Genomic DNA, 11,931 nt, shown 5'->3' on the forward strand with positions numbered 1-11,931 from the left:
TTGCTACTTTGCTCCTCTTAACCAATCGCCAACCGCTGCCCGAATTTGGCTGGGCAAGCGCTCTAGTTGGCTTTGCAGGCTGGGAATCGTGCTGCGCATCAGGGTTTTAATCAAGCTGCGCGCGGCAACGGTTTGGTCGAATGCGCTGATAAGGTTGGCACTCGCAATCGATTCAATCGGAATTTGATAATCTGCTAAGCCGAGCATCTGCATTACGCCCGCCGATTTGTGCAAATAGCCAATCACAAAACTTGGTGTGTTGCTGCTCAAGGCAAAAATTGCCGAATGCAAACGAGTTGCCACCAGCAAATCAAGCTGGCTATACAATTGCTTGAGCATGGCTGGTTGCAAGCGATCATCAATAAAGGTAATTGGGGTTTCAGCAGGTAGTTGGGCCAGCAAACGCCGCGCCACCACCCGATCATCCTCGGCCTCGCTTGCGCCCACACATTGGGCAAACACCAAGATATGCACATCGTCGCGCTGGCTGATATGCTGAATCAAATCGAGCAATGCTTGTTCGTAGCGCTGACCATGACTAAAGCCAGAGCCTGGATGCTGAATGCCAAAATCCATCGCTGTAATGCCAACCAATAACGCTGGGCGTTTGGCTGGTTGCCACCATTCTGCCAAATAGGCTTCGGCCTGGGCTGGCTCGACAGTTGGGCAATTGAAGGCTACATCGGGCACAACATGGACTGGTTGATTAACCCCGATGCTATACAAATACTGCTGCGAGCGCTCCTCGCGAGCATAGGCTAGCACCGAGCGATTGACCAGCCACGCCAAAAGTAGTTGGTTGAGCTTGCCAGTAACTGGCCCAAACGATTGCGGCAACAGCACCAACGGCTTGCCCATCATCACAGGCAAGGCCACACCCAACCAAACCCAAATATAGTTGAGGTCAAAGGCTTTGGTGGCATACAAATAACCACCGCCAATTGCCGCAGTTACGTCGGCCTCAAAATAATGATCAAGTAATTCGCGCCACGCACTGCTTGCCCGTGGCTTGAGTTTGAGGCCTGTCCAGCGATAGATTAAACTGATGCTGACCAACCAAATTGCCAAGCCCAGCATCAGCCATTTGCGCCGGGGCTTGGGCGCATCTTTGATCAAATTGGTTTTATGCTCGTGAATCGAACGAATGTAGGGCACATTGGCTGGCAGCCAAGCGGCTGGCTCTGGCTGATTGATCACATAACTCAAATCGGCGTGGGGAAAGGCCGCTTGCAAATGGGCCAACGATTGCTCAAGCAAGGCCAAATCGCCAGCATTTTGCGGCGAATGGGCGTTTAACAACAAAACCTTCATCGCATCACTTTCTGATAGGTTAGCCAAGCACCATATCCATACGAAATAAACAGGGCAATTTCGGTGATCATATTAATAATCGCCACGCCTTGCAAGCCATACAACGGAATCACCACGAAATTACCGAGAATGCTAATAGTCGCGCCGATGGTTTGCAATTTGACCCGCAATGGCTGCTGATCGTTGGAAACCATAAAGGTCGCCCAGCAAAAATTGAGGCTCTTGAGCAAGGGAATTATCGCCATAATCTGCAACAATGGAATTGCATCGGCATATTGCGCGCCATACATCAGGTTGATAATCCAATCGGAATACCATGTGAGCAAGGCGAACCATGCCAAGCCATAGAGCACGCTCAAGCCAATTGCCAAGCGAATCACCCGCCGATAGAGTGGCGATTTTGGCGAATGCTTGACGATCATTGGCAGCAAAATTTGGGCGGTAATGCTCGGCACTAAAAATGTGTTGTTGATAATTGCCAGCGGCGGTGCATAAATCCCTGAATTAATCGTTGGTAAGAGCAAGGCCACCAAAAAGAGGTCGACGCGCAAGGTCAAATAGGCCATAACTTCGGAAACAAAGTAGAAGCGGGCCTCGCGAATCGTATTAATCCATTGGCGCGGTTGCCAAACCCAGCGCAAAATGCCATGCAAATAGTACACGCTGAGGCCAAAACCCAGCGCCACCGCAATACAGCGATAGATCACCACGGTTGAGAATGGCAATTGGGGCGTAAACCAAATTGGCACAAATAAGCTTAGCGCGACGACAATTTGCAGGCTAGAGGCTTTGAGCACCTGAATCGAAGCCCGCAACGCGGTATCGGCGGTACCAACCAATAAATCGCCAATAATGCCTGCGCAGGCCAAGGCGATCAAGTGCGGCGTAAAGGCAGGGTTGCGCATGCTCACAAACGGCGCGGCGGCCAATAATAGCCCAGCCAGCACAAAGCCACGCAAAGCAAAAACCCGACTTACCGATTTATTCAGCAGCACCCGATCGGAGCTTTGGCGCAGCAGCCAATTATCCAAGCCCAAATTGGCCAGAATAATTAATGGGTTCAGTAAGGCATACAGCGAGTTGAACAAGCCATATTGCTCGGCACCTAAGCGGCGGGCCAAAATAATTTGGGTGAAAATCCCCAATAGCCGCGCCAACATAACGCCGCCCACCCCAAAGCTAATCTGAAAAAGCCGCGCGCGTGGTAATTTGGCCGTGGCTTGGGTTTCGGTCGCGGTGGCTTGGTTTGAAGTGGAATCCTTAATCATGGCGTTGCTCGCTGGTTAGTTGGGGCCAGATCAGGCGGCTCGTTTGCATATTATTCCTCGTAGCCTGTGCGCCAACGTAGCGCTAAAGCAGACCATGCATAGTCAGCTGCGCGCTCAAAACAGGCGTGGCGATCTGCATCGCTCCAGCTTGCGAGCACGCTTTGCAGGGTTTGAGCTAAACCCAAGCCATCGCCAGCAGGCGCAATCAAGCGATCGGCGACAAAATTCAAAATCAAGCGCCGATCGCCGACATCACCAGTGACCGCGGGGATGCCCAAGGCCAAGCTTTCAAATAGCTTCAACGGCGAACGCGCTTGCGCCACTGCATCATCATACACGGGATCAACCGTAACATCGGCAAGCGCCATCCAAGTCGGAATCGTGCGCCGATCTTGATGGCCAAGGCACATAATCCGCTCGTGATAGCCATGCTCATGAATCCAGTTTTGGACATAGCCCAAATCTTCGCCGCCGCCAATCAGCAGCACGCAAATCAGGGGATCGTGTTTTAATTGCAGGTCAAAGGCTTCGAGCAACAAATTGATTGGGTGATTGTGGAGGGCAATTGTGCCAACGTAGGCAATCACTTTTTTACCATCAAGGCCCAAACTGCTGCGCAAACCAGCCAAAACTGTTGGTTCTGGCGCTTGAAACAAGCTATGATCAACGCCATTGGGCACATAGACGATTTTGGGCACGCGCGCTTGCAGCATACGGGCGGCTAAGGCTTGGGTATTGACGGTTACGCCCTTGGCTAAGCGCGGCAAGAGCCATTGCCAAAAAGCAAAGACCATGCGCTGAGCCTGGTTGGTGAGCCGATTACTGCCAACTTCATCATCATCGCAATCGACCCAAAACTGCTGCCCGCGCCCAAGCAGCACGCCTAAAACTGCGGCCAATCCATTTACCGGTTGCGGCTTGCCAAGGTGATAAATGGCTGCTGGCGAGCAGAAAATGCCCCAAAGCATGCCCAAGGTGGCGGTGATTAAGACCCACAGCAATTGCAAGGGCGAAAATGGCACCACCTCACCATGGCGTTTGCGCGAGTGCATCTGGCCAACATACCAAATTTCAACGCCATCTTGCTTAAAACGGCGCTGTTGGCACTGGGCCAAATCGGGGTGCAAGGCTAAAATGCGCACCTGATCGCCATTGCGCACTAACTCGCGGGCCAGATTAAAGTAGCGCTGGCCCGACGGTCGTTCAATGCCCATTGTTATCAGAAACACGATCCGCCGCATTATTTGGCCCCAATTTGTTCAATGCAACTGATCAGATTTTCCCAGCCATGCAATTGTTGGCCGCGTTCAGCCTGAACCGCTGCCGTCATCGGCGCTTTAAGTTCTTCCTGAAAATAGCGCACAATTGCCTTGGCCAAGGCTACTTCATCTTGCGGCGGCACGACTAAGCCATTTACGCCATCACGCACAACTTCGTGCAAACCGCCAACGCGGGTGGTGATGACTGGCTTGCCAAGCCCAAATGCCAATTGCACTACCGCGCTTTGGGTTGCCGAAATATAGGGCAAGACCACGACATCGGCCAGATCGAAATAGGGGCCAAGCTCTTCGTTGGGCACATAGCGATTGACAAAGGTCACATTGGCTTCAACGCCATACTCGCGGGTGTAGCGCTGATAAAATTCGGGCGAAGCCCAAAACTCACCAACCACCAGCAAATGCACAGGCCGCTCTTTAACCACCAATGGCAAGGCTTGAATCAAATATTCGAGGCCTTTGTAGGGCCGTACAAAGCCAAAAAATAGCAAAATATCGTGCGCGCTGGAGATGCCAAGCTGGCTACGCAAACCTTCAATTGCCGCCGCATCGGTGTGCTTGGCAACTTCTTCAAAGGTTGGCAGCTGCGATTTAAGCACAGCTGCTTGCGGCAACAGCGCTTGGGCACGATGCAAATCTTGGTCGCTATGCACAATTAATGCATCGCCCTGCTTGAGCACCGTCGAAGCCATGCGCCGATCCAAAAAGCCACCGCCATCATGTGGCATGACGTTGTGGCAAATATACACAACCTTGGCTTTGGTATGTTTTTTCAGCCAGCGCGAAATATAGCTCAGCGATGGTGTCCAGTAGGGAACCCACCATTGCAACACCACCAAATCGGGATTATCGGCGCGAATTTTGCGGCACAAGCGCCACCAAGTAATTGGGTTGGTTGGGTCGAGCACATATTCGCATTCAACCCGCAACGGGGTTGCGCTCGGGTCTTTATCGGTTTTGCCTGGAAAAAGCCAGCGCGGATATTGGCGGGTATACGAATAAAATCGCACCTGATGGCCAACCTCGCGCAAGTGTTTGACCAAAAGCGTGGTGTAATGAGCAATCCCCCCACGGTAGGGATAGGTTGGTCCAACCACACACAGTTTCATTGTTGCGCCTTTACTGCAAAGATCACCACTCCATCACGCTCGTAGACAATTGGAAATTGCTCTGGCCGATAACGAAGGGCTTGAATGTTCAGCTGGGTATTTTGAGCATTCTGGCCCATATGCGGGCCAGTATAAATATAATCAACCTGATTTTTCTGAAGCAAGGCGATGCCTTCGGCGCTTTCTAAAGCTGTCGAACGCAACGCGTCATACAGCATATACACATCGCGATCAAGTTTGGGATCGCTGGATTTTTCCGAGCCATAGGTTAATGGTGGAATGGTGGTCTGGCGACCAGTCAGGAAGGGAATCCACATGCCACCATCATCGGCAATAATCAAGGCATCGCCATAGCTCGATAGCCCGTTGATCAAAAAGCGTGCATCTGGCTCGGTTGTTGTGCGAATCCAAGCCATCGCTTGCTCATCGGCACTGGTTAATAGCCGATTTTGTTCATTCACAATCGCGGTTTGCCATGGTGTCGACCAAACGATCAAGCCATACAAACCAACCACGGCCACACCTTTGAGATACCAGTTGCTGCTGAATCGATCGAGCAACAGCCCCAGCGGGTAGGCGGCTAAGGGAATGATCGGAATATACAACATAATTGAGACTGCGAAGCCACTAATAATCCCGCTAATCGGCAAATTAAAGACATAGGGAACCGCTAAAATCTCGATTCCAAGGCTCCACACCACCAGCAAGAGCATACGCCAAGCGCGTTGGGCAAAAGCCAGCCAAATACCGATAACCGCCAAAAGCATAATTGGCGCTTTGATATAGGTTGGCACAATTTGGTCGAGCGTGGCAACAGTTGCCGCATAGCCCGAACTATAGCCAGTCACATAGTTGCGAGCAATCGCCGTGAGTTTGCTCTGAATAATCGTATACAGCCACGGCGCGGCAATCAGCGCGCTGGCGATTGTAATGACGCTTGCGCGTAAGCTCAGCTGCTTTAACTGCTCAAATGTAGGGCGCAAGGCTAATAATGCCAAAATTAGCATCGCAACCATCACCACTGCAAACAGCGTTACCAAATAATGGGTCAATAACAAGCCAGTGGTCAGAATGGTGGCTAAACCAAGCAACTTCCACGAAAAGCGCGGGTATTCCAAGGCCATAAACCAAACGACGACCAAGCCCACCAAAATAATTTGGCCAGTTAATTGAGTAAAGCGGCTCCAGTTAACATAAAAAGCAGGCATGAGATTGTAGAAGCTGGTGAGCGCAAAGGCGATCATGCCCACGCTAGGTCGCCCGCTGAGTCGTCGCCCAAGCATATAGGCCATGATTGTGGTGGCAACGCCGTGGAGTTGGCCGGTATACAACACGCTGGTTGTGGCGGCGAGCTGGCTCCACCAGGCCAAAAAGGCACTATTGGCATGAAAACCATAGTGGTAGCTGAATGTATTTAACGCTGCATATGGCTGCCATGTCTCGAAAATGCCACCATTATTTAAAAAGAGCTGCGTGATGAGCGTATGATGATAGGCATCATTCCATTGGGCGACGCTTAAATTGCGCACTGCCAGCATGCGTTGCAGCAAGCTCACCAAGGCAATGCTCAAAAGCAGCCAGCCATGGCCGCTGATCCTGATGGTTTTAAGCTGATTAAGCCGCATCGTCCAAGTTGAGCGTGGCGCGGGCCAGATTGCAGCGAGTAGCCCGATCAAGGCATAGCCAAAAATAACCCAGCGATTAATCGCTAGCCCAACAAGCGCAAAGAGGTTTAAGCTGATTGGCGGCAGGGCAATGCCAACGCACCAACTCAAGGCCCAGCGTTCGCTTCTGCTGAGCAATTGGGCAGGGCTAAGCCAGCGAATGGCGGCCCAGCCAGGAATTAACATCACAAAGAGCAAAAAGCTGCTAACCCCAACGATCGGCGTGAGATTAAGCGCTAACCAATTGATGCTGCGCCCAAAGCCAAAGCTGAACAATGCCAAGATGATGGCTAGCACTGCGCTGGCAATCGTTAAGTATGGCTGATAGCGCTGCCAACCTGATTGCTTCGCCTGAGTTGAAGGATGGGATTCGATCTGCATGCATCGTGGCCTTTAATTCATGTGACAGGTGTCACAACGTGGCGAGTATAACAATAGCCTAAAACGCTGTCAAACCTTAAGGCTTGGCCAGCGCTAGGCTATTGTGGGGTTTTAGCGTGGTTAGGCTTGGGCTAAAGGCCGTACTTTAACATCGCCTGCATAGACGGTTTGCAGTTGGCCTGTGTTGTCGCGCACCTGCAAACCACCATGCTGATCAACCGCTTCGGCCACGCCAACAAAGCTATGCGTGCTTAGTTCAATCTCGACCGCTTTGCCCAAGGTGGTTAAGCGATCCAGCCATGCTTGCCGTAATGCTTCGCGGCGACCGCTGCGCAAATTGAGATAATGGCGATCGTAGCTGTGCAAAATTGCGCGCAGCAAGCCAGCGCGATCAACTTCATGGCCACATTCGCTTGCCAACGAGGTTGCCGCTTGGTTAATTGTAGGATCATCGCTTGGCTGCCAATTGACATTAATGCCGCTACCAATCACTGCCCAGCGCAACCGTTCGGGGCCAGCGGTTTCTAGCTCGACCAAAATGCCAGCTAGTTTGCGCCCGTTAATCAGCAGATCGTTAGGCCACTTGAGTTCAACCGTACAGCTAGTTTCGCGTTCGATTGCCTCGCTGATGGCCACCGCAGCCAACATTGTTAGCAAAAAGCTTTCGCTTGGCACCAGCCAGGTTGGCCGCAAAAGCAGCGACAACAACAAACTACTGCCAGCGGGAGCGCTCCAGTTGCGCCCGCGTCGCCCACGGCCTGCGGTTTGCTCGTTGGCCACAATCACCAAGCCTTCGGCTACGCCAGCAAAGGCCCGTTCGCGAATCAGGCTGTTGGTCGAAGCAGTTTGTTCGAGGCCTAGCAATTCTTGGCCAATAATCAACGTCTCTAGTTGATAGCGGGCTGGTTCGATAATTGTTTGTTCAAAAGATGTCAACATAGGCGCGTTAACCGTCCCTCGTGTAAGTGCCAAATCTCGCCAGCAAATTGCTGGATAAAGCGCCGATCGTGCGAAACGGCAATGATCGGCCCAGCAAATTGATTGATCGCGGCCTCGAATTGCTCTAAAACATCAAAACTGAGGTGGTTGGTTGGTTCATCGAGCAAGAGCAAATTGGCGCGCAAGGCAATCAAGCGGGCTAATTGTAACTTATGCAACTGGCCTGTGCTAATGCCCCCAACCGGACGATTAACCTCAGCATAGCGAAATAAGCCCGACCACACGAGCTCGTTGATTAAGTCTTTGTTGAAGCCAATTAAGCCTTCGCGATAGGCTTCAAAGAGCGTTTGCTCAGGCTTGGGGCGCTGATATTCTTGGCGTAAATAGCCAATTTGCAAATTTGGCCCAGGGCGAATTTGGCCACTACTCGGTTGCAAATCGCCTGCGATTAGATCGAGCAATGTGGTTTTGCCGCTGCCATTGGCTCCGGTTATCAGAATCCGTTGGCGGGGCCGTAATTCCAAATCGATCTGCTCAAGGATAGTTTGTTGCTCGCGTTGGTATCCTAGGCCTTCGATTGAGAGCAGTTGTTGGCTGCCATCGGGGCTGGGGTTAAACGTTGGGTTGATTGTGAGTGGTTTGGGTGGCTCGGCAATCGGGTCGGCTAAAATCCGATCGAGCGCTTGTTGGGCTGAACGCACATTGCGCGAAACAGCCGTCGCCACATTTTCACCCTTGGCATGGTAAATAAAGCCATCGTTATCGCGTGGCGCTCGATTATGGGCAACTTGTTGATTTTGGGCTTTGGCGCGCTGTTGCAATTGACGAATTTCGGCCTGCTGACGCTCATAATCAGCTTCCCAACGTTCGCGTTCTGCTTGTTTGGCGGCAAAATAAGCGCTGTAATTGCCAGGATACGTTTTGAGTTGATGGCTATGTTCGTCAAGCTCAAGAATGGTGGTTGCCACTTGATCAAGAAAGGCCCGATCGTGCGAAACCACCAAAATTGCGCCAAGATGCGATTGAAGCCAAGTTTCGAGCCATGCGCTGGCCTGATGATCAAGGTGATTGGTTGGTTCATCGAGCAACAATAAATCGGGGTTGCTAATGAGCAATGCTGCTAAACCAAGCCGCGTTTTCTCGCCGCCAGATAGCTCTTGCACCGAGCGTTTGCGCGGAATATGGCTTAATCCAAGGCCTTGCAGCACTTGATCGATGCGATGATCAAGCTCGTAGCCACCACGCAGTTCAAAGCGTTGGGCCACATCGCCGTAGTGTTCTAAAATCGCTGAAAGTTGATCGGGGTCGGTGCTTGCCATTTGGATGCTTAATTGCTCAAGTTGTTGGCTTAGCGCGCTCAGCTGTTGTTGGCTGGCGGCCAGTAATTGCTCAACATTGACATCAGCGGGGCTGGTTAATTGCTGGGTTAAATAGCCATATTCGCAGCCTTCGCCCCAGCGAATCGAGCCAGTATCTGCTTGCTCTTGACCAATAATTAAACGCAGTAGGGTTGATTTGCCAACGCCATTGGCTCCAACTAAGCCAATTCGTTCGCCGCGATTGATGATTAGCGCAATGTCGCTGAGGATTTGGTGTGGGCCATAGGCTTTGTTGAGGTTGTTGATCTGCAATAACATATGTTCGATGATCTCCCGGGTAGTCTATTTTGGGCCGAAGGGCGATTCAGGATCATCAAACTGGTGATTTTCATTGGTGTAACTCCATAAATGAATCAATAACTTCAGTGTAGCACAACTGCATCCACCCCAAGATCGGGCTTGCGAAGGATGAAGGCAAAAGGCAGAAAGCAAAAGTCAAAAGGCAGAAAAGAGCATAGAGCAAAGAACATAGAACATAAGGATGAGGGATGAATTATGAGGGAGTAGGATCCAGGGCTTTTGGCTTTTGGCTATTGGTTCATTGCGTTAGCCACCGCATGATCCCCTCACCCCAACCCCTCTCCTATCCGATGGGCGAGGGGCTTTAAGCGCATGGTTCTGCCGCACTGGATGGTAAAAAAGGATCTGCTCCCCTCGCCCGCGTTCAGTGGGAGAGGGGCTGGGGGTGAGGGATAGTTGCTCATCCAATGTACCATTACAGCTATTGGCTATGAGTTGTAGACGAAAGACTATTGATATTTCCAACGAATTTCCGCTAGCCAAAAGCCAAATGCCATTTCCCTTCGCGCTCTTCGCGTCCTTCGCGGTTTCAGGCTTCGTGCTCTTCGTGCGCTTCGTGGATCAATATGGTCATTTTCGCATACTTGCATAGCGCAGCACATCGCAGTAGAATGGGCGCTAATTGAATCTGGTACGGCAGCTCCGTACAGCAGCAAATGTTCGGGAACAACTGGGTTCTTGAGCGTTTTTTTGTAAGTAGCGGGAAACGGCCCGTTGCGAAGGACAAACGTGCTATGCAATGGAAATTAGCACTTCATCGGCCAATTGCTCCCCGAGCGAGCAATGAAGAAACTTTGCGCCGCAACATGCGCTTAGGAGTGGCCAATGGAGTTTTATTTATTTTAGCCGACGCATTTAGCGATGCGAATTTGGTTTTGACCGTGTTTGTGCGGGAGTTGGGTGCTGCGCCGTGGGTAGTTGGCCTATTGCCATCGCTCAAATCGGGCGGTTGGTTGTTGCCGCAATTGTTGAGCGCTGGGCGTTTGCAAGGCATGACCTACAAACTGCCAGTGTATCGCCAAGTTGGCATTGTGCGCTTCTTTATTTGGTTGGCGATGGTGCTCGTGGTGTGGAACGCCACCAGTCTGCCGGTTTTGGTGCTGCTGCCGTTGTTTTTGCTGGGCTACGCCATGTACAACTTTACTGGCGGCTCTGGCTCGGTGGCGTTTCAAGAAGTGGTGGCCAAAACGATTCCAGCCCGCCAGCGCGGCAAATTTTTTGGCGCGCGCAATTTGATTGGCGGTTTGCTTTCGTTTGCCTTGGTTAGTCCCTTGGTTGGCTGGCTTCTCAGTCGCACTAGCCCGTTGGTTTTTCCGCATAACTACGGCATTTTGCTGTTTATTTCGTTTGTGCTGATTGGATTTGGCATTATTTCGTTTAGCTTATTTGCCGAGCCGCCAACGACCAACCCGCCAGCAGCAATCTCGGCTAGACAGATGTTTGCCAAAATTCCGGTGCTGCTCAAGCACGACCGCAACTTTCGCCAATATGTGCTTTCGCGCATGGTCACGCGCTTGGGTGGCTTGGCCGACCCATTTTATATTTTGTATGCCCGCGAAGTGCTGCATGTCTCGCCGCGCATGATTGGGGTCTATTTGGCGGTGCGGGTATTCGCCGCAGCCCTATCCAACCTGGTTTGGTCACGCATCGGCGATCAACGTGGCAATCGTTTGTTGATTGTATTAACTGGCGCGTTGATTATTACCGTGCCAACGTGGGCTTTGCTGATTATGCCATTTGCCAATGTTTTAGGCCCAGAAGCCTTGGGCTGGCTGTTTGGCGTAATCTTTTTGCTGATTGGCTTGAGCGTTGATGGCTCGAACACCGCTAGTTTGACCTATGTGATGGAGCTAGCTCCAGCCGAGCAACGGCCTGTTTATGTGGGCGTTTGTAATACGCTGATGGGTGTAGCAACCTTCTTTCCCGTTTTGGGTGGCTTGCTACTGGCTCAATTCGGCTATTTGCCATTATTTTGGATCAGCGCTGCCAGTGCTTTTGGCGGCTGGTTGCTCTCGCGCCGCCTACCTGAGCCACGGACGAAGAGCATAGAACATAGAGCATAGAACATAGAACATAGAGCGTATTTTGGGCTATGCTTTAACGCAGAGGCGCAGAGCAACAAAGTTACGACTGCGCCTTTGTGTTAAAGCAAGATTACGAAGGAGCGTAACCGCGAAGAGCACGAAGAACACGAAGGATTATTTTCGCCACAGATTCTACAGATTGGCTTGATTATCGTTCCCATAGCCCAAAGCCAATAGCCCAAAGCCATCGTGTCTCTGCGCCTCTGCGTTAAAATTGTG

8 protein-coding genes are annotated in these 11,931 nt (G+C 51.5%); 1 reads left to right on the forward strand and 7 read right to left on the reverse strand.

Annotated elements, in window-relative coordinates; all coding sequences use genetic code 11:
* Nucleotides 1–3: 3 nt before the first annotated feature.
* The 7 genes from JOD20_RS14050 to abc-f form a co-directional block, all read right to left on the reverse strand.
* Nucleotides 4–1,338: a polysaccharide pyruvyl transferase family protein gene (locus JOD20_RS14050; protein WP_204755866.1), complete on the reverse strand. Its 1,335-nt coding sequence runs from the start codon at nt 1,336–1,338 to the stop codon at nt 4–6.
* On the reverse strand, nt 1,308–2,579 hold the full coding sequence (locus tag JOD20_RS14055; protein ID WP_204755867.1) for a lipopolysaccharide biosynthesis protein: 1,272 nt from the start codon (nt 2,577–2,579) through the stop codon (nt 1,308–1,310). The genes JOD20_RS14050 and JOD20_RS14055 overlap by 31 nt, the downstream gene beginning before the upstream one ends.
* A gap of 50 nt (nt 2,580–2,629) precedes the next feature.
* Nucleotides 2,630–3,820 carry a glycosyltransferase gene (locus JOD20_RS14060; protein WP_204755868.1) on the reverse strand — a complete coding sequence of 397 codons (1,191 nt, stop codon included), beginning with the start codon at nt 3,818–3,820 and terminating at the stop codon, nt 2,630–2,632.
* Nucleotides 3,820–4,953: a glycosyltransferase gene (locus JOD20_RS14065; protein ID WP_338034189.1), complete on the reverse strand. Its 1,134-nt coding sequence runs from the start codon at nt 4,951–4,953 to the stop codon at nt 3,820–3,822. Before JOD20_RS14065 ends, JOD20_RS14060 begins: the two co-directional genes overlap by 1 nt.
* An 8-nt stretch (nt 4,954–4,961) precedes the next feature.
* The gene (locus tag JOD20_RS14070) at nt 4,962–7,010 is read right to left on the reverse strand and encodes a hypothetical protein (protein ID WP_204755870.1); all 2,049 of its coding nucleotides are present in this window, start codon (nt 7,008–7,010) and stop codon (nt 4,962–4,964) included.
* A 120-nt stretch (nt 7,011–7,130) separates the two neighbouring features.
* Nucleotides 7,131–7,949, reverse strand: coding sequence for a biotin--[acetyl-CoA-carboxylase] ligase (locus JOD20_RS14075; protein WP_204755871.1), 819 nt, complete (start codon nt 7,947–7,949; stop codon nt 7,131–7,133).
* Complete coding sequence (gene abc-f / locus JOD20_RS14080; RefSeq protein WP_204755872.1) at nt 7,943–9,586, reverse strand: ribosomal protection-like ABC-F family protein; 1,644 nt, start codon at nt 9,584–9,586, stop codon at nt 7,943–7,945. The genes JOD20_RS14075 and abc-f overlap by 7 nt, the downstream gene beginning before the upstream one ends.
* A gap of 776 nt (nt 9,587–10,362) precedes the next feature.
* Here abc-f and JOD20_RS14085 point away from each other — a divergent pair.
* Nucleotides 10,363–11,691: an MFS transporter gene (locus tag JOD20_RS14085; protein WP_204755873.1), complete on the forward strand. Its 1,329-nt coding sequence runs from the start codon at nt 10,363–10,365 to the stop codon at nt 11,689–11,691.
* Nucleotides 11,692–11,931 lie beyond the last annotated feature (240 nt).

Source organism: Herpetosiphon giganteus (assembly GCF_016907925.1).
In the GTDB taxonomy this organism is placed as follows: Bacteria; Chloroflexota; Chloroflexia; order Chloroflexales; family Herpetosiphonaceae; genus Herpetosiphon; species Herpetosiphon giganteus.